Below are 20,843 nucleotides of genomic sequence, written 5' to 3'. Positions count from 1 at the left end.
GGTTGATTATACTTGAACATATTACTCGTGATAAATGAACAAAAGGACCCAGGATACGTTTTAGCAAATCAAGTTTCAGAGCTGATTGGTACCAGGGCCAACCTCTTTATTGATGGAAAGCACCGCGGTGCCAGCGTTAAAAACGCAAAAAAGATCAGTGAAAATGAATATGCCGGCATGGATGTTATTTTGGTTTTGGGCGGAGATGGAACGCTTTTGTCCGTTGCTAAGGAAGCGTCAAATTTAAACCTTCCCGTAATTGGAATTAATTTAGGACGTCTAGGCTTTTTAGCCGAAATTGAGCGGGAAGAAATTGAAGAAGGATTAAACAAGCTTTTTGCCGGAGATTATGAAATAGAAGAGAGAATGATGCTTCATGCGGTCCTGTTAGACGGAAAAGAGACCACTGCGCTGAACGACATTGTTGTAACACGGGCAAGTTCAACCCTGAAAATATTGGATTTAGATATTTTCATTGACGATGAATATGTCGACGATTTTAAGGCAGACGGCATCATCATTGCAACCCCCACCGGCTCTACCGCATATTCGCTATCCGCCGGCGGCCCCATTGTAGACCCCTCACTGAATTCCATGATTGTAACGCCTGTCTGCCCACATAAAATGTATTCGCGAACCATTATCGTACCGCCGGAGAAAACCGTTACGGTAAAATGCAAAGCAGCAATTGACAATGAAGCTGTTGTGGCAGCGGACAGTGAAATTTTGGGTAAGCTTTCCGGAAACGAAACTGTGGTAATTCAAATTGCCCAGAAGAATTTTAAATTAATTCGGTTTAAAGGATATAAGTTTTTCAGTGTACTGCACAACAAACTGGTAAAAAAAGAAAGCTGATGAAGGGGTTGATTCAATGAAACTGAGCAGGCATACGAAAATTTTGGATTTAATTGCGAAATACAGCATTGACACACAGGAAGAACTGGCAAGACGGCTGGCTGACAGCGGTTATAACGTTACGCAGGCAACCGTTTCGCGGGATATAAAGGATTTGAAGTTAGTAAAGGTTTTAGGCGACAATGGCGTGTATAAATATGTTCAAAGCGGCGGGCGGGAAAATAATTCTGCTGACAAAAATTTTAATTCCATTTTAGTCAGCTCCGTTATTAATATTGAGTTTGCCATAAATATTGTAGTGATTAAAACACATTCCGGAATGGCCCAGGCTGTTGGCTTTGTAATCGATTCGCTGGGTTTTGATGAAATCATTGGCTGTGTTGCCGGCGACGATACGTTGCTGTGCGTAACGAAAACAGAAAAAAACGCAGCGTTCTTAGCAGACAAAATCAAACTGATGATTAAAAGCTGATTGTGCTAGAAAGGACTTGTGGAATATGCTTTTTAATCTTTCCATTGAAAATGTTGCCCTGATTAAAAAGGCCGACGTAAATTTCGGCACGGGCTTTAATGTTTTAACTGGTGAAACTGGTGCCGGAAAATCAATTTTAATCGGATCGGTTAACATGCTTTTGGGTGAACGAATTGGACGAGATATTATCCGAAACGGTGAAAATTATGCCTATGTTGAGGGCTTGTTTTATCTTACCCCAGAAACAGTGAAACTGCTTGAAACGCTCGACGTAACTGCAGATGAAGAAGGCTGCTTGATTGTGTCCCGGCGGCTTTTTCTTGATGGGAAAAACATTTGTAAAGCAGGCGGAAAAACAGTTCCCGTTTCAAAACTTCGGGAAATCGGCCAATGCCTAATCAACGTCCATGGCCAGCACGACAACCAGGCACTTTTAAACAGCGCAAGCCATGTTTCTTTTCTCGATGCTTCTGTTCGGGACTCAGAAAAAGATACTTTTCATGAATTTGATAAAGTATATGCTGCGTTAGGGGAGGCCGAAAAGGAACGCAGCGCGCTTGACATAGATGAAACAGAACGGCTGCGCAGAATTGATGTGTTAAATTACGAAATCAATGAAATCAACGAGGCTGCTCTTTGTCCCGGCGAGGAAGAGGAACTGAAAGCAACACGCAGCATGGTGAAAAACAAAGAGACCATTCAGGAAAATTGTTCGCTGGCGCTGGACATGCTGTATGAAAATAGTGAGGGCGTGTGTGCCTATAATTTTTTGTCTCAGGCGCAAAGAGCGGTGGAAGCCTGCGCGCAATCGGGAGCAGGAATGGATGATGTTTCAGAGAAGATGGCGGAATTTCTCTATGGCTTAGAGGATATTGTAGGGACAATCCACGAAAAATTGGAACAGGCAGGAACTGGCGAATTCTCGTTAGATGAAATTGAAGAACGGCTGGACTTGATTTATCGCCTGAAACGAAAATATGGAAATTCGGAAGAGGAAATTTTGGAATACGGCCAAAGGGCAGAGGCGGAGCTTGAAACCATTCAGACTTCGGAAACAAGAAAAACGGAAATGGAAGAAACCATAAAAAAGCTGTTGGCAAAGGCAAATGAACTTGCCAAAACAAACCGCGGAAAAAGGCAGAAAGCTGCAAAAATAATTGAAACCAAAATCAATGCAGAGCTATCGGAACTTAATATGGAGGGAGCAAAGTTTTCGGTTCATTTTGAACCGTGCGCCCTTTGTAAAAACGGAATGGACAAGGTTGAATTTTTATTGTCCGCTAACCAGGGTGAACCGCCGAAACCCCTTGCAAAAATTGTGTCGGGCGGCGAGCTTTCCAGAATTATGCTTGCGTTAAAAAATGTTTTGGTTGCCGGCGACGCCGCGGGAACACTTATTTTTGACGAAATCGACTCAGGCATCAGCGGCAGGGCGGCAGGCAAGGTTGGGATTAAGCTCCGCGAAATTTCCGAGAAAAAACAGGTGCTTTGTGTAACACATTTGCCGCAGATTGCCTCTCTGTCTGAACACCATTTTAAAATTAGCAAATTGCAGGAAAACAACAGAACAAACACCACAATTCAGCTTTTAAACCAGCAGGAAAAAATATCGGAAATTGCCCTTATGATTGGCGGCGACAATGTAACAGAAACTACTGTCGCTCAGGCAGCAGAGATGATTCGCAAAGGGAAACAGGGTGAGGAGAAATAATGTCAATATCAGGTGACTTGGGAATATACATTGGCTCGGCCACGGCATATGGCTGCATACGCAAACGGGGCATTGTTTTTTGCGAGCCGGCATTGGTGGCCGTGGAGCCAGAAACCGGCAGAATTTTAAATGCCGGTTTTGAAGCGGAAGAACTGTTAAAGCATGCAAAAATACATAGCCGGGGAGTCTATCCTCTGGCAGACGGCAGACTGACTGACTATCCGACCTTTGAACGTCTGGTCAGGCACGTGATAAAACGGATTTGTGGAACAAGAATTTTTAAGCCCAGAGTGGCGCTGTGCCTGCCAGATGGTTTTACCAATGTAGAATGCCGGGCAGCGGAAGAAGCTGTTCTTTCCGCGGGCGGACGAAGTGTCGCCATTGTCAGCAAAATGCTTGCCGCAGGCTATGGAGTTGGAGTAAAACCGGATGACGCTCAGGGCAAAATGATCATTCATCTTGGTGGCGGATGCACGGCTTATGCGTTTCTTGCATCGGGCAATGTTATTTTATCAGAAACTTCAAATTTGTCGCAAAATAACATAAACAGTATGATTTATGACTATATCCGGGACAAATATGATATGATCATCAGCGGAGAAACGGCGGAAAGCATTAAGAACAACCTTGGCTGCTTTTATCCAAGGGACTTTAATTTGAAAATGAACATAACAGGAAAACACGTAACTGATGGAACGCCCGCCTATCTCACCGTGGATTCAAACGAAGTTTATGGCGTGATGCAGCCCGCTGCAGACGAATTTTTACAGATGCTGGCAAAGGTTTTAAAAAAGATTCCGGCACATTTTTTAAAGGCGATAGCAAAAGATGGCGTTGTGCTGACGGGCGGCGGCAGTTTGCTGTATGGGATAGAAAAATTGATTTTTAAAAACTTTTCCTTACCTGCGGTTTCGGACAAAAATGCAGAACGGAGTGTGGCGGACGGCTTCTGCTTAATGCTGCATTCTGGAAAACTTTTTAAACAATCTGAACGATAAACAGAATGGAAAAACAAAGAGGTAAAACAACGGTTTTTGTTGTTTTACCTCTATCTGAATTATTTTCTTGCGTCAGTAACTGTCTGCACCTTTAAAATATCGGTGGTGCCGTCGGCACCGGCAGTAATCACAACCCTGTCGTTATCTTTGATAAAACCAAACCGTTTTGCACAGGCAACGGAATGATGAAAGAGCACATTGGCGTCATACTGATACAGTGCTTTTACAGGATACACCCCCCAGGAAAGCGTTAACTGGTGGTATGTTTTTTCTGATGGCGTTGTGGCGATGATAATTTCCCGCGGGCGGAACTTCGAAACCCGCCGTGCGGTATAACCCGATTTTGTTATAGCAATGATGGCGGTTGCTTTCACGTCCCGTGCCGTGGTGCAGGCCGCGTCACAAATTGCATTTGTTGTGTCGTTCATGTCAATATCATATTGCACGTCCTTGTATATATCCATATCAAAGGCGTCTTTTTCTGCCTGGAGGGCAATGCTGGCCATAACCTGAACAACCAGTTCCGGATGGTCGCCAATGGCGGTTTCACCGGAAAGCATTATGGCCGAGGTGCCGTCGAACACAGCGTTGGCAACGTCTGTAATTTCTGCTCTGGTAGGCGTAGTGGAGTGAATCATCGACTCTAACATCTGGGTTGCCGTGATGACCATTTTCCCTGCCTGATAGCATTTCCGAATGAATTTTTTCTGCAGGCCAGGCAGCTTTTCAAATTCAATTTCCACACCCATGTCCCCTCGGGCAACCATGATCCCATCAGAATGGCTTAATATTTCGTCAAAATTATTTACGCCTTCTATGTTTTCAATCTTTGAAATAATTTTTATATTGTAGCCGCCGTGATAGTCTAAGAAGTTACGGAGGGCAATTACGTCTTCCTTTGAACGCACAAACGAAGCGGCAATAAAATCTACGTCCTGTTCCACGCCGAATACTAAGTCCTGTTCATCTGCCCGGCCTAAATACGGAATATTCAAATGGACATTGGGAATATTAACTCCCTTGTGGTCGGAGACCTCGCCGCCGGAGATAACCTTGCAGATAATATCGTTTTTCTGAACCTGGGTCACTTCAAGATGAATTCTGCCGTCGTCAATCAGCACCTTATTTCCGGGCGTAAGCTGTTTTGGCAGGTCTTTATATGTGACAGAAACCTTTTTTGCGTCGCCGTCATACTCATCAGAGGTGAGCGTAAACACAGCTCCGTTTTCAAGAATTTCCTTGTGGTTTTTAAAATTGCCAAGCCGGATCTCGGGCCCCTTTGTATCCAGCATAACGGCCGCAGGAACGCCCATTTTGTCCCGCACTTTGCGGAACAGTTCAATTGTTTCTTTATGATATTCGTGGGTTCCGTGGGAAAAGTTAATTCTCGCCACGTCCAATCCGCTTTTCAGCATGCCGGCAATCACCTGTTCGCTGCGGGAGGCAGGCCCCAATGTACAAATAATTTTCGTTTTTCGCATTTTAAACTCCTTGAATATAAAAAATAACATTTGATTACATTATACCACATTTTTTAACCAAATTATGTTAAATTGTTGTAAAGATTATTCGTTTCTATTTAGTATGTGTAATTTTTTAATTATGATTGAAAAAAATTTGCCGTTATGATATACTAAAAAAGAATTATATAAAAGGGCGTGGCGTAAGTGGAAAGAAGAAAAACGAAGTCGGTAAAAGTTGGAAAATTTTTGATTAGCGGTGACGCGCCTGTCACCGTGCAGTCAATGCTCAATACAAAAAATGGCGATGCGGAGGCTGCGGTTGCACAGTCACAAGCCTTAAAAAAAGTAGGGTGTGACATTATCCGTCTGGCTGTTACAGATGAGAAAAGCCTTGAAGTTGTAAAGGAATTGAAAAAAGCGATTGATTTGCCTTTGGTTGCAGATATTCAGTTTGACTTTCGAATGGCTCTTGGAGCAATTGCCGCCGGAATCGATAAAATCAGGCTGAACCCAGGAAATATTGGTTCTGCGGATAAGGTGAAAAGCGTAGTGGCAGCGGCGGCAGAGCGCAAAATACCAATCCGTGTGGGCGTAAACAGCGGTTCTGTTTCTAAAGAAATTGCAGCAAAATATGGCCGTTACAGCGCGGAAGGCCTTGTTTTGGAAGCAATGCGCCACATTCAAATATTGGAAGACTGCAATTTTGAGGACATCGTAATTTCGTTAAAGGCGTCCAATGTTGCAACGATGATTGAAAGTTACAGGCTGATGGCATCAAAATGCAGCTATCCCTTACATTTAGGCGTTACCGAGGCAGGAACAAGCTATTCCGGCACAATTAAGTCTGCTGTTGGTATTGGAACGCTGTTGGCAGAGGGAATTGGCGACACCATCCGCGTGTCGCTGACCGACCAGCCAGAGGAAGAAATTCGTGCTGGGATTGAAATTTTAAAATCGCTGGGCCTAAAAAAAAGCGGTGCAACACTGGTTTCGTGCCCTACCTGTTCGCGTTGCAGCGTCAACCTCATACAAATTGCAAAAGAGGTGGAGGAGCGGCTTGCAAACATGCCGTTTCCTATTAAAGTTGCGGTGATGGGCTGCGTTGTAAACGGTCCGGGAGAAGCGCAGGACGCAGATATTGGCATTACCGGAGCAAATGGGGAAGGGCTGATTTTTAAAAAGGGCAAAATTATAAAAAAGGTACCCGAAGATAGAATTGTTGATGAACTATTTGTTGAGATAGAAAAGCTGTTTAAGGAGAGGTAAAGAAAAAGAATGGCAGGTTTAATGGTTGAACTGGCAGGAGAGGAATTTGCTGCCCAATATCAAACGACGCACATTACAAGCTGTAAGGTGAAAAAAGAAGATATGTCCATGCATATTGATATCATGTCTGACGTGTTTCCATGCAGCTTTCCCCTTGATGCCTTCAAAGAAAAAATTATTCAAAAGTTTGGCATTGCCAATATAAAGTTTTCTCTGGGGTTTAAAAATTTTGAATTGACAAAAGAAAATTTACCGATGTTTTATGACCAGTTTCGTGAAATGCTGTGTGCAAAACACCAGGCGCTAACAAATATTTTGACCGGCAGCTCTGCAGAGCTTGACCAAAACGTTTTACATATTAAGCTGCGGTTTGGCGGCGAGAAAACGCTTGTGGAACAGCATATTGACGCGGCGGCGGAGGAATTAATTCAGTCCGCGTTTCATAAGGAACTGAAAGTCGTTTTTGAAAGTATATTAAAAGACGAAACCGAAATTTTTGAAAAGCTGGAACAGGAAAAGAGCAAAATGGTTGCCGGTTCTGCTGAAATTGCCAACAAAATAAATGAGAAAAAAGCAACAAAAGCCGTTTCAAAGGTGAAAGACGAGGAAGAAAAAGACACAAATATTTTTATTGGCAGGGACTTTTCCGGCGACGTTACTAAAATGTGCGATATTAACGAATACAGCGGGAAAGTCATCGTATCTGGCTCTATTATTTCCACAGAAACAAAGGAAATTAAAAACGATAAGGTCATATTTTTTATTTACATAACCGACGGCACGGGTTCCGTTATGTGCAAATGCTTTATGGAAAATGCAAAATATAAAGTGCTGAAGGACAAGCTGAAATCAGCAAAGGCTGTTTGCATCCGCGGTTTGGCACAGTATGATTCCTTTGAGCGGGAAGTCACCATAAAGTTAGATGATATGAAACTGGCAAAGGTCACTCAAAAGCAAGATAACGCAGACGAAAAGCGTGTGGAGCTTCACGCCCATACAGTGATGTCCGCAATGGATTCCGTTGCAAAAACCGGCGACTTAATTAAGCTTGCCGCCTCCTGGGGGCACAAAGCCATTGCCATTACAGACCATGGCGTGGTGCAGGCGTATCCCGATGCATTTTCAGCCGGAGAAAAGAACGGTATTAAAATTTTATACGGCATGGAAGGCTATCTCATGGGGGAAAGCGCAAAGCTTGTCTATGATGAAAAGGATATGGCGCTTACGGGCAGCTTTGTGGTGTTCGACATTGAAACAACAGGCTTCAGCGCTAAGTTTGATGAAATTATTGAAATTGCAGGCATTAAAGTTGTAAACGGAAAAATGACGGACCGTTTTTCAAAATTTATCCAACCAACCCGCACAATTCCGCCTCATATTACGGAGCTTACCCGCATCACCAACGACATGGTAAAAAATGCAGAGCCGGTGGAAGTTGTTTTAAAGGAATTTTTGTCGTTTTGCGAGGGCTGTGTTTTGGTTGCGCACAACGCAACCTTTGATGTTGGCTTTTTAAAAAAGTTCAGCGAAAAGCTTTCGCTTGATTTTGATTATTGCTATATTGATACTGTGGGCTTAAGCAGAAGACTCATTAAAAAAATTAAGCGTCACAAGCTGAACAATGTTGCAAAGGCTTTGGGCTTTACATTTGAAGGGCACCACAGAGCTATTAACGACACAGAAATTACGGCAAAAATTTTTATTACATTTTTAGATATGATGAAGCGCGAAGGTGTTGATAATGTTGCGGACATCAATAAGGTTTTATTGGATGACTCTGTTGTAAAATATACAGATTTATACCATATCATTCTGCTGGCAAAGAATATGACCGGTCTACATAACCTTTATAAACTTGTGTCTGCCTCCCACCTTGACAACTTTTATAAAAAACCGCGGCTGGCAAGGGATGTGCTTGAAAAGCACCGCGAGGGATTAATTATTGGCAGCGCCTGTGAAGCGGGAGAGCTTTATAGCGCAATTCTGTCGGGTAAGCGGATTGACGAGATTGAAGCCATCGCGCGGTTTTATGACTATCTTGAAATTCAGCCCCTTGGCAACAATGAATTTATGATTCGGAACCAAACGGTTTCGACCCATGAGGACTTAAAGCTCATAAACCGCGAAATTGTTGAGCTGGGCGAAAAGCTGGAAAAACCCGTTGTGGCCACCTGCGACGTGCATTTTATCAATCCTGAGGACGCAGTTTACCGCGAGGTGCTGTTTACCGGTCAGGATTATGAAGATGCGTCTAACCAGGCGCCGCTGTATTTCCGTACTACCGAAGAAATGCTGGAGGAATTTGCATATCTCGGCAAGAAAAAGGCCTATGAAGTTGTTGTGGAAAATACAAATAAAATTGCAGATATGGTGGAAGAAATCCGTCCTATCCCAAAAGAAACCTATCCGCCGGAAATGCCAGGCGCTACGGAGGATATTCAACGCATGTCGGACGCGAAAGCCCATGAGCTGTATGGCGATGTGCTGCCCGACATTGTGCGGGAGCGGATGGATAAAGAACTTGTGCCCATTATTAAATACGGCTTTTCTGTTATGTATATGATTGCGCAGAAGCTGGTAACAAAATCGCTGAGCGACGGATACCTGGTGGGCTCCCGTGGCTCGGTTGGTTCGTCTTTCATTGCATATTTAATCGGCATTACAGAAATTAATTCGCTTCCGCCGCACTATATATGCAGAAATTGTAAGAATGTGGAGTTTATCACCGACGGCACCTTTGGCTGCGGTGCGGACATGCCGGACAAAATTTGCCCTGTTTGCGGCGAGAAATATGCCAAAGAGGGATATGATATTCCCTTTGAAACGTTTTTAGGGTTTGACGGCGACAAAGAGCCGGATATTGACCTAAACTTTTCCGGCGAATATCAAAGTGTTGCCCATAAATATACGGAAGAGCTGTTCGGCGTGGGGCACGTATACCGCGCAGGAACCATTGGCACTTTTGCAGAAAACACCGCCTTTGGCTATGTACGAAAATACAGCGAAAAGACGGGGAAGAACTTAAACAAGGCTGAAACCATGCGTCTGATAAACGGTATTGTGGGGGTAAAAAGAACCACGGGCCAGCACCCCGGCGGTGTTATGATTGTTCCGAAGGCCAACGAGATTTATCAGTTTTCTCCCATTCAGCACCCGGCAAACGACAACGAAACCGATATTATCACCACACACTTTGATTACCACTCCATCAGCGGAAAGCTGTTAAAGCTTGATATTCTGGGACACGACGATCCGACAATGATAAGAATGCTCGAGGATTTAACGGGATTAGACGCAAAAACCATTCCCATTGATGACAAACCCACCATGAGCCTGTTTACCGGGACCGAGGCGCTGGGTGCAACAGCAGAGGAAATCGGCAGCATTGTGGGGACTTATGCCGTTCCGGAGTTTGGAACTAAATTTGTCCGTCAAATGCTCTTAGACACGAAACCGACTACCTTTGGGGAACTGATGCGGATTTCAGGCCTTTCTCACGGGACAGATGTATGGAACAACAACGCTCAGGATTTGGTGCGTGACGGAACGGCTACGCTTTCTGAGGTGATTTGTACCAGGGACGACATTATGCTCTATTTGCTCCATCATAATCTGCCGCCTTTAAACTCTTTTAAAATTATGGAAAAGGTGAGAAAGGGCAAAGGGTTAGAGCCGGAAGACGAAAAGCTGATGCGGGAAAACAATGTTCCCGAATGGTACATAACATCGTGTAAAAAGATTAAGTATATGTTCCCGAAAGCCCACGCGGCAGCCTATGTAACCATGGCGTTTCGAATTGCATATTTTAAGGTTCACTATCCAATTGCTTTTTATATTACCTATTTTACCGTTCGGGCTACAGATTTTGACGCGGATTTAATGCTTCGCGGCAAGGAGCGCGTTGTGTCCGCAATTAGTGAATTAAACGACAAACCGGATTTAACACAAAAAGAAAAAAACTTAATTACAATTCTTGAAGTTGTAAATGAAATGTATGCCAGGAAAATATCGTTTCTGCCTGTGGATTTGTACAAATCTGACGCTACCAGGTTTTTGGAGGAGGACGGGGCAATCCGGCCGCCGCTGAACGCCATCAGCGGCATATCCGACGCCGTGGGGCAGAGTATTGTTGACGCGAGGGAGGAGGCCGAGGGGCCGTTCCTTTCTGTGGAAGAACTGATGAAACGCGCGAAAATCGGCGCGGCAGTTGTGGAAAAAATGAAAGAATATGATATATTAAAAGGCATACCCGATACCAGTCAGGTGAGCCTGTTTGACTTATGAGGCTAAGTAGCACAAGATAATAAGAAAGGATAAAGAAATATGACTGTGAAAAGACCGATGTTATGGCTTTCTGTTTCCGTTGTTGCGGGAATGTATCTGCTGGCTGTTTTAGGACCTGACGTGTCTTTCGCAGTCATTTTTTGCGCTGTTTTAACCGCATTGGTTCTTTTTTTTAAAACGCGGAAGCTGTTTCCAAACCTGATTCTAGCAGCTTCCTTGGTGTTGTTTTGCACAGGTGCCGTTCTTTACGGAATTGCAGATGATATTTCAACAAGGCCGCTGTACCCCTACTGCGGCGAACCGGTGCTTTTAACGGGTGAAATCGATGAAGAGCCAGAAATTTCAGACCGCTATGTCCGTTTCCTTTTGCAGGCCACGTCCGTTTCAACGGGGAGAGATGAATCAGAAGCAATTGATGAAAAAATTTCAGTAATTTGTTTTTTTAACGACGGTAGGCGAAACTTCCCCGTGCCAAACCGCGGTGACATTCTGATGGCAGAGTGTGAAGTTGCGGTACCCGACGGGGCAATGAACACCGGCGGGTTCGACTATGCAAGATATTTAAAATCGAAAGGTGTTTATTTTCAGGCGGTTGCAAACACCGAAAATCTGCATATTACGGGGCATAATGCGCACCCCGTTTCTGATGCTGTTTATCAATTCCGAAATAAATGCGCTTCGCTTTTTGACACCGCATTTCCGGGAAAGGAAGGCGGTGTTTTGAAAGCATATGTTATGGGGGACAAGTCGTCGATTTCACCCGAGGTTTCGGATATATTCTCCGCCAGCGGCCTGTCCCATGTTCTGGCGGTATCCGGTATGCACGTTGCAGTTTTTCTGGCGTGCATTCTTGCTCTTTTAAAGTTTTTAAAAATTTCTAAACGAAAACAGCTTGTCATTTCCGCTGGCGCGGTGATTCTGTTTGTCGTTTTTACCGGTGCGTCCATTGCAACTGTCAGGGCCGGATTTGTCAGCATATTCGCTATTTTGGCAAAGCTTGTTTTTAAGCGGTCAGATTCAAAAACAGCACTTGCCGAGGCAGCAGCTATTTTATGTGTATTCAATCCATTGGTGGTGTTTGATGCGTCGTTTATGCTTTCTTTTGCCGCAGCATTGGGCATTTTGTTATTCGCGGACGGTATGTCTGAAACATTTTCATTTGTCTATGCAAGGCTTAAACCGGCCTCTAAAATTCGTGCTATTGTTAAAGCCGTTTGTGATTTAACGGCGGTGGGCCTTTCTGCAAATATTTTTATCATTCCCATCCTGATTCATTTGTTCCGTGAGTTTTCCGTGATGTCTGTTATAGCGACGGTTGTGATTAATCCGGTTTTAGCCCCAATGCTGGTAGGCGGCCTGTTGTTTGTGGCGGTTGGGCTGGTTAGCCAGACAATTGCGTTTCCCATTGCCGGTTTTCTTTATTTGTGCGCAAAATATATGATACAGACGGCTCAAATTTTTGCAGGCGCTCCGTTTGCCAAGCTGGTTTTCGGCGACATCACACCTTTTTTCTTAATAATTTATGCTTTTGCGATGCTCGTGGTTTATTTTACATTGGTAAAGCGCAATAAAACCGGTTACTTTATATCGTTGTATTCTGTTGCAGCGCTTTCCTTAACGCTTCTTTGTTATAATATCTCGGTTTACCACGTGGCAGAGGTGTCTTTTATTAATGTCGGGCAGGGGGACTGTGCCCTGATCAAGGCGCCGGGCAACTGTGATATTTTAATTGATGCCGGCGGTAAGAAAAACAACAATTCCATAGGGGAAAATGTTGTAAAACCCTATCTTGTCCAAAACGGCGTGTATGACATAGAATATGCGGTTGCCAGTCACGGACATGAAGACCATGTAAACGGCATTACAGGCCTTTTAGATATAATGATAATGAAAAACTTGATCGTGCCGGAGGGGTTCGGCACAACAACGGAGGGGGCAGCCCTGTTGGAAAAAGCAAAAGAAAAAGACGTTCCGGTGACTTTTTTTAAGCATGGAGATGTTTTGAAAATCAATGATGAAATGAAGCTTACGGCAATCATGCCGGACGAAAAGTTTCTAAGCTTTACAAAAGAAGACAATGAAAACGACCGTTCACTTTTGTTAAAGCTGGAATATGGAGATATTTCGTTTTTATATACCGGCGATTTATCACAGGAGGGTGAAAATTATGCAGCGGCGCTTTATCCTGAGTTGGTGCCGGCAAATGTTTTAAAAGTTGCACATCATGGCTCAGATGCCTCTAACAGCGAAAAGTTTTTAGATGCTGTAGGACCTGAATTTGCGTTTATCCCGGTGGGGAAAAACAGCTACGGACATCCGAAACAGGAGGTTTTGCAAAGATTAACGTCACGAAATATAGAATTTTATAGAGCAGATAAAAACAAAGATGTGACCTTTTATTTTGACAATAAAGAAATAAAAGGAATTCAATTTGATGAAAATTCGGCTGCGGGAGGGCTATATGAACTACGATGAATTTGTAAAATATTTAAAACAGGATAAAATGGAAAAAAACGTTCTCTTGCTGTATGGCGAGGAGGTATTTTTAAAAGCACACAGCAAAGCGGAGCTGTTGAAAAAAATCACCCCGGCTCAAATGCCGGAGTTTAATGTGTTTGAGTTTGATGGCAGAAAGTATGATTTAAAAGCAGTGGACGAAGCCATTGAGGCGCTGCCTGTTATGTCTGACTCAAAACTTTTAACGTTTCGCAACTCTATGATTTTTACAATATCCGGCAAGGATACGGCCACAAAAGAGTATAAGGAGTTTTGGGAGAAACGGCTTTCAGACATTCCCGAAGATGTGTTTTTGGTTTTTGACGAGGAAAAGGTAGACAAGCGCAGCGGGCTATATAAAAAATTTCAAAAACAAAATGCGTTTGCAGAGTTTTCTTATTTATCTGAAAATAAAATGATTAACTGGACCATTGGTCTGTTTAGAACACTGGGAAAGGTCATCAGCCCTCACGACGCGAAATATTTAATTGAAATTACGGGCGAAGGCATGATGGCGGTAAAGCATGAGGCAGAAAAAGTGGCCGCTTTCACCCAGGGTGAAATTCAAATCACCCGGGCGGACATCGACGCCGTAGTAGTTCCGGTAATTGAAAACAAAGTGTTCGACATGGTGGACGCAATGCTTTCTCAGAATGCCTATGCCGCACTTTCAAAACTAAACGACTTATGCTCGTTAAAAGAGGATGAAACAAGAATTCTCGGTGCAATCAGCTCCAGCGTGGATAAAATTTTAACTGTGAAGCTGATGACGGAAAGTAGGCTGGACAGGACACAAATTGCGTCCAAAAGCAAAATACCGCCGTTTCTTGTGAGTAAATATATCACATTGAGTGCAAAATATACGAGGGAAAACTTAGAACGGCTGCTGACAATGTGTGTTGATACCGATCGGAATTTTAAACTGAGCCAGGGTGACAAAACCGTGCTTTTGCAAAGGCTGATTGCCGATTTTGCCGGATAATTTTGAATTTCATAAAAAATTCATAATTTATTGCTTGACAATTCTGTAAAAAAGTGATATTTTAATGTTAGCACTCGATAAGGTAGAGTGCTAACAACGAGGTGAAGGGTTATGGAAATGAATGAAAGAAAGCGAAAAATACTTCATACCATAATAAATGAATATGTGACGAATGCGGAACCAGTCGGTTCACGGCATATCGCAAAGAACCTTGATTTGGGGCTTTCCAGCGCGACCATCCGAAACGAGATGGCCGATTTAGAGGAAATGGGCTATTTAGAACAGCCTCACACGTCGGCGGGCAGGGTTCCGTCGGACAAAGGGTATCGGTTTTATGTTAACGAACTGATGAACGGCTATGAAGTGAGCCAACGGGACATAGATCTGCTTGCCGTTGCTATGGAAATGAAGCTGAACCAGTTTGACAAGGTTATCCGGCAGGCGTCTGTGGTGCTTTCACAGCTTACAAATTACACCGCTGTTTTAATGACACCTGAAATGAAACACGGTGCGATCAAAACCATTGAACTTGTTCCTGTTGACGCATCTTCCATGCTGATCATTCTGGTAACAAACGAGGGCATCATGAAAAACAAGCGGGTTTACATCCCAAAAAATGTAGACCACAAAATCATCCCTCAGGTTTCAGCACTGATGAAGGAGAAGCTTTCCGGCCTGCTTTTAAATGAAATTGATGTGAAAAAAATCAATGAAATTAAAAAAGCACTTGGTTCAAATTATGAAATGCTGTTTCCGGTGCTGGATTTTATTTCCGATATTATTGACGACATTCAAAAGGAAACGGAAATCTACTTAAGCGGCGTTACGAATATTTTTAATTTTCCCGAATACCGAGACGTTACGCGCGCCAAAGAGTTTATCGAGTTTTTAGACGACAAACAGTCCGTTGCCAAGGTGTTGTCGGACGCAGAAGAAAACGACGAGCATGCAATTCATGTCCGAATCGGCAGCGAAAACGGGCTGGATATTATGCAGAATTTGAGCCTTGTCACCACGAACTACCACTTGGGGGGGAGAGCGGCGGGCCGGCTTGGTATTATCGGACCGACTCGAATGAACTATTCTAAGGTAATTGCAAATATTAATCAAATATCCAATTACCTTGACAGGCTTTTAAAAGAACTGTATATTGATGACAATGGAGAGTGATGAAAATGGCCAAAAAGCCAACAAAGGAAAACGAAGTGAAAGAAAAAGAACGCGTGGAGGATGCCGTTCAGGAAGAAAAGGAGCCTGTCACTGCTAAATCCGGCGAATTGGCGGAAGAAACACCAGAGGAACCCAAAACCGTTGAAAAAGAGAAATATGATGAGGTTTACGACAAATATTTAAGGGTTTTGGCGGAGTATGACAATTATAAAAAGCGCACGCAGAAAGAAAAGGACGAAATGTATAGCCTTGCGGTAGCCGAAACTTTAGAAAAGCTGCTTCCGGTGGCGGACAATCTCGACCGGGCAATCTCAGCGCTGGACGAAACGGAACACTCTGAATTTTCAGAAGGCGTGAAAATGGTGTCGAAACAATTTTTTGAAATTTTAGCGAAAATGGGTGTGGTTGAAATTGAGGCACTGGGCACACAGTTCGACCCCAATATTCACAATGCGGTGATGCATGTTGACGACGACGAGTATGACGCTAACGTTGTGATAGAGCAGTTTATGAAAGGCTATAAATATAAAGAAAAAGTGATTCGGCATTCTATGGTAAAGGTTGCAAATTAACATTGTTAAAAATTTATTTGTTTATATATTAGGAGGAATGACTTATGGCAAAAATCATTGGTATTGACCTTGGCACAACGAATTCATGTGTAGCAGTTATGGAAGGCGGGGAGCCTACCGTTATTCCAAACGCCGAAGGCGGAAGAACAACCCCTTCTGTGGTTGCATTTTCTAAAAACGGCGAAAGACTGGTTGGGCAGGTTGCAAAAAGACAGGCAATTACAAACCCTGAAAGAACAATTATCTCTATTAAAAGAGAAATGGGAAGCTCGCAGAAAACAGACATAGACGGAAAAAGCTATTCTCCCCAGGAAATTTCGGCAATGATTCTGCAAAAACTGAAAGCCGATGCAGAAAGCTATTTGGGCGAGCCTGTAACACATGCGGTTATCACTGTTCCGGCTTATTTTAACGACGCACAGAGACAGGCGACAAAAGACGCAGGCAAAATTGCGGGACTGGAAGTTCAGAGAATTATCAACGAGCCTACGGCGGCAGCCCTTGCTTATGGCATGGACAAAGACGGTGACCAGAAAATTATGGTTTACGACTTAGGCGGCGGAACGTTCGACGTTTCTATTTTAGAGCTTGGCGACGGCATTTTTGAGGTGCTTGCAACAAACGGTAACAATCGCCTGGGCGGCGACGACTTTGACCAGAGGGTTATCGACTATTTGGCATCTGAATTCCAGAAGGAAAACGGAATTGATTTGAAAAACGATAAAATGGCACTCCAGAGATTAAAGGAAGCTGCTGAAAAAGCAAAAATTGAGCTTTCTGGCGTGACGACCACCAATATCAATCTGCCGTTTATTACAGCAGACGCAACAGGACCGAAGCATTTAGACGTTACCTTGACCCGTGCAAAATTTGACGAACTGACACACGACCTGGTTGAGGCAACCATGGAACCCTCGAAAAAGGCGCTGGCCGATGCTGGCTTATCTGCAAGCAACATTGACAAGGTGTTGTTAGTCGGCGGATCTTCCAGAATTCCGGCTGTGCAGGAAGCAGTGAAAAATCTGACAGGCAAAGAACCCCACAAGGGCATTAACCCGGACGAATGTGTTGCAGTTGGCGCTGCAATTCAGGGCGGCGTGCTTTCCGGCGACGTCAGCGGCGTTGTGCTGTTAGACGTAACACCGCTTTCACTTGGTATTGAGACCTTAGGCGGTGTGTTTACAAAATTGATTGACAGAAACACCACCATTCCTGCGAAAAAATCGCAGATATTCTCTACTGCAGCAGACGGACAGACAAGCGTTGAAATTCATGTTCTGCAGGGTGAAAGGGAGATGGCTGCAGATAATAAAACATTGGGTAAGTTTCATTTGGACGGAATTCCGTCGGCGCCCAGAGGCGTTCCGCAAATTGAGGTTACGTTTGATATCGATGCGAACGGCATTGTTCATGTATCTGCCAAGGACATGGGCTCCGGCCACGAACAAAATATTACGATTACAGCCAATACAAACCTTTCAGACGATGAAATTGACAAGGCTGTAAAAGAAGCAGAAAAATTTGCACAGGAAGACAAGAAAAAGAAAGAAGAAATTGAAATTCGGAATAACGCAGACACGTTGGTTTATCAGAGCGAAAAATCGCTGGCAGATTTGGGCGACAAGGTTGATGCTGCTGATAAAACGGCAGTTGAAAGCCTGATTGCCAAAGTGAAAGAGGCCTTAAAGGGCACCGATTCTGCGGCAATTAAAGCAGCGACTGAGGAGCTTTCCAAAAAGTTCTATGAGGTCAGCTCAAAAGTATATCAGTCAACACAGGGGCAGCAGCCTCCGCAGGACGGCCCGAACCCCGGTGATGGAAATGCTCCAGGCGGAAACAATGGTGATAATGTCGTTGATTCTGATTTTGAGGAAGTAGACTAATTAAAAATGAAACTGTTTCAGAAACAAACCCACAGCGTAATATCTGCTGTGGGTTTGCGGAATGTTTTGGTAAAGGGTGAATTTTATGGCAGATAAGCGAGATTTTTATGAGGTTTTGGGTGTATCAAAATCTGCAACCGATGATGAAATTAAAAAAGCCTATAGAAAACTTGCAAAACAATATCATCCGGATTTAAACCCCGGGGATAAACAGGCCGAGCAAAAATTTAAAGAGGTCAGCGAAGCATATGAAATTTTGTCGGACAAAGAAAAGCGTTCCCGCTACGACCAGTTCGGCCACGCAGGGGTAGACCCCAACTTTGGCGCCGGAGGAGGCGCTGGCGGCGGCTTTGGAGGATTTGGCGGGTTCGGCGGCTTTGACATGGGCGACATATTCGGCGATATTTTTGGCGGCGGTTTTTCCTCCCGCGGTACATCCAGGCGCGGCCCGCAGCGCGGAAGCAATGTGTCTGCACAGGTAACTATTAGCTTTGAAGAGGCGGCGTTTGGCTGTGAAAAAGAAATTAATATTTACCGGATTGAAAATTGTCCCGACTGCGACGGAACGGGAGCAAAACCCGGTACTGAAACCGCAACCTGTACCGTGTGCGGCGGCACTGGCCAGGTTCGGTCCACACAGCGAACTATTTTAGGAAACATGCAGACAGTAACGACCTGTTCGGCCTGCGGCGGCAAGGGTACGGTAGTGAAAGATCCATGCCCGAAATGCGCCGGCAAGGGCAAAATTAAAAAGGGAAGAAAAATTAAAGTGAAAATTCCATCCGGAATTGATGACGGTCAGACAATTTCGTTAAGCGGCCAGGGCAATGTGGGCGAAAGCGGCGCGCCTAGCGGTGACCTGTATGTTGCTGTGAATGTTCGCCCCAGCGCTGATTTTAAACGTAGCGGTTTTGACGTGTCCTACGACATGACCATAAGCTTTGCAGAAGCGGCCTTGGGTGCAACTGTGGAAGTGCCCACGTTAGACGGTAAGGTGAAGTATGACATACCGGAGGGAACACAGCCGGGAACGGTTTTTCGGTTTAAGGGCAAGGGAATTCCATATCTGAAACGCTCAGGACGCGGCGACCAGTATGTCAGGGTGAACATTGAAGTGCCGAAACACCTTTCAAAGAAACAAAAGGACCTGCTCCGTGAATTTGCAGGAATGGCAAAGCCAAAATCGAAGGGATTTTTTGATAAATAACGATTCTAAAGGGCATTATTATAGTAAATGGTTTATGGCCCACATAAACCATTTACGCAATTTCATCTTGTGGGCAGAAAGGCAATGAATAGAACAATGTCAGAACTTTTACGCGACAATAAAAACGGCTGGGAGTCCTTAAAAGAAGCGGAAAAACAAGACGTTTTTCAGTTTTGCGGCGACTATATCCAGTTTTTAAATTCTTCAAAAACCGAGCGCCTGGCCGTACAAGAGGCAATAAAAATTGCAGAGCGCAGCGGCTTTTGCGATATTAGCACGAAAGAAAGCCTAAAACCCGGTGACAAGGTTTATTTCAATAACCGCGGCAAGGGCCTATACCTTGCAAACATAGGAAGCGAGGATATTACGTCAGGCATTAATTTTGTTGTGGCCCACATTGACTCGCCGCGTTTGGACTTAAAAGCAAACCCGCTTTATGAAGACGCGGATATGGCGCTGTTTAAAACCCATTATTACGGCGGAATTAAAAAATATCAGTGGACAGCAATGCCCATGTCTCTGATCGGCGTTGTGTATAAAAAAGACGGCACAAAGGTTGATTTTACAATCGGCGAAGAAGCTGGTGACCCAATTTTCTGTGTAAGCGACCTACTTCCGCATTTGGCGTCAAAACAAATGCAGAAAAAGGGCGGTGAACTCATTGAAGGGGAGTGCCTGAACCTGATTATCGGAAGCATGCCGGACGACTGTGAAAAAGACAAGTTTAAAACGGCTGTGATGAAACTGTTAAATGAGAAATACGGTATCACAGAAGATGATTTTGTGACAGCCGAAATTGAGGCTGTGCCCGCGTTCAAGGCCTGCGATTTAGGTCTTGACAGAAGCATGGTCGGCGGTTATGGACAGGACGACAGAGTGTGCGCCTACACTGCACTTCGCGCTGTTTGCGAGTCGGAAAACCCGAAAAAAACGGTTGCGTGTGTTTTGGTTGACAAAGAAGAAATTGGTTCTATGGGCAACACAGGAATGCTCAGCGCTGCCTTTGAATATGGCACCGCCCAGTTAATTTCAAAAACAAAAGGCGACTACAGCGAGCTATTAAAGCTTGAAACATTCCGCAACTCCAAGTGCATGTCGGCAGACGTAAATGCGGCGTTTGACCCCAATTATCCCGACGTAAACGAAAAGAACAATGCAGCCTACTTGGGCCACGGCCCCACGCTGACCAAATTTACCGGTTCCAGGGGAAAATCCGGAACGTCTGATGCGAATGCCGAGTTTATGTCGGTGGTGCGCGGTGTATTGGATCAAAACAATGTTATTTGGCAGACTGGTGAGCTGGGACGGGTTGACATTGGCGGCGGCGGAACCATTGCGCAGTTTGCGGCTAACTTAGATATTGAAGTAGTCGACTGCGGAACTGCTCTTTTGTCCATGCATGCACCGTTTGAAATTGCATCAAAACTGGATATTTACATGACCTATAGAGCGTATAAGGCATTTATTACATTGTAACTTACAAG

Annotated in this window: 14 protein-coding genes; 13 read left to right on the top strand and 1 reads right to left on the bottom strand. The window is 44.2% G+C overall.

The window, feature by feature from the left end; translation table 11 throughout:
• The first annotated feature begins 12 nt into the window (after positions 1–12).
• Genes H8698_RS05480 through H8698_RS05465 form a run of 4 tightly spaced genes read left to right on the top strand, consistent with a single transcriptional unit; the run spans position 13 to position 4,036 of the window.
• Entirely contained in the window at positions 13–855 is an 843-nt protein-coding gene (locus H8698_RS05480) for an NAD(+)/NADH kinase (RefSeq protein WP_249311618.1), read from the top strand.
• A gap of 16 nt (positions 856–871) precedes the next feature.
• Entirely contained in the window at positions 872–1,327 is a 456-nt protein-coding gene (locus H8698_RS05475; RefSeq protein WP_177681127.1) for an arginine repressor, read from the top strand.
• A gap of 25 nt (positions 1,328–1,352) precedes the next feature.
• Positions 1,353–3,038, top strand: coding sequence for a DNA repair protein RecN (gene recN / locus H8698_RS05470; RefSeq protein ID WP_249311617.1), 1,686 nt, complete (start codon positions 1,353–1,355; stop codon positions 3,036–3,038).
• Positions 3,038–4,036 carry a rod shape-determining protein gene (locus H8698_RS05465; RefSeq protein ID WP_249311615.1) on the top strand — a complete coding sequence of 333 codons (999 nt, stop codon included), beginning with the start codon at positions 3,038–3,040 and terminating at the stop codon, positions 4,034–4,036. The genes recN and H8698_RS05465 overlap by 1 nt, the downstream gene beginning before the upstream one ends.
• Before the next feature lie 59 nt (positions 4,037–4,095).
• Here the strand turns inward: H8698_RS05465 and pyk are convergent, their stop codons facing one another.
• Positions 4,096–5,517, bottom strand: coding sequence for a pyruvate kinase (pyk, locus tag H8698_RS05460; RefSeq protein ID WP_249311613.1), 1,422 nt, complete (start codon positions 5,515–5,517; stop codon positions 4,096–4,098).
• 186 nt (positions 5,518–5,703) lie between these two features.
• Here pyk and ispG point away from each other — a divergent pair, with 186 nt between their 5' ends.
• The 9 genes from ispG to H8698_RS05415 all read left to right on the top strand — a co-directional run bounded on the left by ispG (position 5,704) and on the right by H8698_RS05415 (position 20,835).
• Complete coding sequence (gene ispG, locus H8698_RS05455; protein WP_249311612.1) at positions 5,704–6,765, top strand: flavodoxin-dependent (E)-4-hydroxy-3-methylbut-2-enyl-diphosphate synthase; 1,062 nt, start codon at positions 5,704–5,706, stop codon at positions 6,763–6,765.
• A 9-nt stretch (positions 6,766–6,774) separates the two neighbouring features.
• On the top strand, positions 6,775–11,049 hold the full coding sequence (locus H8698_RS05450) for a PolC-type DNA polymerase III (protein ID WP_249311610.1): 4,275 nt from the start codon (positions 6,775–6,777) through the stop codon (positions 11,047–11,049).
• Between the two features lie 39 nt (positions 11,050–11,088).
• A complete protein-coding gene (locus tag H8698_RS05445; protein ID WP_249311608.1) occupies positions 11,089–13,524 on the top strand; it encodes a DNA internalization-related competence protein ComEC/Rec2 in 2,436 nt (811 codons plus the stop codon).
• Complete coding sequence (holA, locus tag H8698_RS05440) at positions 13,511–14,527, top strand: DNA polymerase III subunit delta (protein WP_249311606.1); 1,017 nt, start codon at positions 13,511–13,513, stop codon at positions 14,525–14,527. Before H8698_RS05445 ends, holA begins: the two co-directional genes overlap by 14 nt.
• A gap of 111 nt (positions 14,528–14,638) precedes the next feature.
• Complete coding sequence (gene hrcA, locus H8698_RS05435) at positions 14,639–15,697, top strand: heat-inducible transcriptional repressor HrcA (protein ID WP_249311604.1); 1,059 nt, start codon at positions 14,639–14,641, stop codon at positions 15,695–15,697.
• Positions 15,698–15,702: 5 nt separating this feature from the next.
• Positions 15,703–16,269 (top strand): nucleotide exchange factor GrpE, encoded by a 567-nt coding sequence (grpE, locus tag H8698_RS05430; protein WP_249311602.1) that lies wholly within the window; start codon positions 15,703–15,705, stop codon positions 16,267–16,269.
• 44 nt (positions 16,270–16,313) lie between these two features.
• On the top strand, positions 16,314–18,152 hold the full coding sequence (gene dnaK, locus H8698_RS05425) for a molecular chaperone DnaK (RefSeq protein ID WP_249311601.1): 1,839 nt from the start codon (positions 16,314–16,316) through the stop codon (positions 18,150–18,152).
• A gap of 85 nt (positions 18,153–18,237) precedes the next feature.
• Positions 18,238–19,359, top strand: a complete 1,122-nt coding sequence (gene dnaJ / locus H8698_RS05420) for a molecular chaperone DnaJ (protein ID WP_249311600.1) — start codon at positions 18,238–18,240, stop codon at positions 19,357–19,359.
• An 84-nt stretch (positions 19,360–19,443) separates the two neighbouring features.
• Complete coding sequence (locus H8698_RS05415) at positions 19,444–20,835, top strand: aminopeptidase (protein WP_249311598.1); 1,392 nt, start codon at positions 19,444–19,446, stop codon at positions 20,833–20,835.
• Positions 20,836–20,843 lie beyond the last annotated feature (8 nt).

Source organism: Congzhengia minquanensis (assembly GCF_014384785.1).
GTDB classification, from domain to species: domain Bacteria; phylum Bacillota; class Clostridia; order UBA1381; family UBA9506; genus Congzhengia; species Congzhengia minquanensis.
This window is presented reverse-complemented; position numbering and strand designations above follow the sequence as displayed.

Excerpts from the sequence above, each read along its gene's own strand:
- holA (WP_249311606.1), top strand. The coding sequence starts at position 13,511 with ATGAACTACGATGAATTTGTAAAATATTTAAAACAGGATAAAATGGAA.
- H8698_RS05465 (WP_249311615.1), top strand. The coding sequence starts at position 3,038 with ATGTCAATATCAGGTGACTTGGGAATATACATTGGCTCGGCCACGGCA.
- recN (WP_249311617.1), top strand. The coding sequence starts at position 1,353 with ATGCTTTTTAATCTTTCCATTGAAAATGTTGCCCTGATTAAAAAGGCC.
- dnaJ (WP_249311600.1), top strand. The coding sequence starts at position 18,238 with ATGGCAGATAAGCGAGATTTTTATGAGGTTTTGGGTGTATCAAAATCT.
- grpE (WP_249311602.1), top strand. The coding sequence starts at position 15,703 with ATGGCCAAAAAGCCAACAAAGGAAAACGAAGTGAAAGAAAAAGAACGC.
- H8698_RS05445 (WP_249311608.1), top strand. The coding sequence starts at position 11,089 with ATGACTGTGAAAAGACCGATGTTATGGCTTTCTGTTTCCGTTGTTGCG.
- pyk (WP_249311613.1), bottom strand. The coding sequence starts at position 5,517 with ATGCGAAAAACGAAAATTATTTGTACATTGGGGCCTGCCTCCCGCAGC.
- H8698_RS05450 (WP_249311610.1), top strand. The coding sequence starts at position 6,775 with ATGGCAGGTTTAATGGTTGAACTGGCAGGAGAGGAATTTGCTGCCCAA.
- hrcA (WP_249311604.1), top strand. The coding sequence starts at position 14,639 with ATGGAAATGAATGAAAGAAAGCGAAAAATACTTCATACCATAATAAAT.
- H8698_RS05415 (WP_249311598.1), top strand. The coding sequence starts at position 19,444 with ATGAATAGAACAATGTCAGAACTTTTACGCGACAATAAAAACGGCTGG.
- H8698_RS05475 (WP_177681127.1), top strand. The coding sequence starts at position 872 with ATGAAACTGAGCAGGCATACGAAAATTTTGGATTTAATTGCGAAATAC.
- dnaK (WP_249311601.1), top strand. The coding sequence starts at position 16,314 with ATGGCAAAAATCATTGGTATTGACCTTGGCACAACGAATTCATGTGTA.